We start from the raw sequence: 311 nt of genomic DNA on the forward strand, positions 1-311 counted from the left end.
AGGTTGCGGTTCCAGCCAAAACGCTGCTGCAAGCGGCGCTGCATCGGGGCAAAGATGATGCCGAGGATGACCGCCCAGAACACCGCGCCGTAGAACGGCAGCAGAATCCAGATGAAGGCGATGGTCACCCCCACCAGTAGCAGAAGTAGTGTCTTGTATTGCTGTACGGTTTCGTTCATGTCCAGTCCATGTCATTAGACCGCGCATTGCGCGCCGTCTAGCTGTTAGTCAGCGGACAAGCGTACGAGTGCCGTGGGAAACGATGACAGCCGGGTCAAACCCGAAATTGGCCCACCAGTCCACCCAGACGT

Annotated in this window: 1 pseudogene; it reads right to left on the reverse strand. The window is 57.9% G+C overall.

Annotated elements, in window-relative coordinates:
• A pseudogene (locus EE949_RS00135) lies at positions 1-179 on the reverse strand (AI-2E family transporter); the annotation flags it as partial.
• Between the last annotated feature and the right edge of the window lie 132 nt (positions 180-311).

Origin of the sequence: Pseudomonas viridiflava, assembly GCF_900602065.1 — a bacterium.
GTDB lineage: Bacteria > Pseudomonadota > Gammaproteobacteria > Pseudomonadales > Pseudomonadaceae > Aquipseudomonas.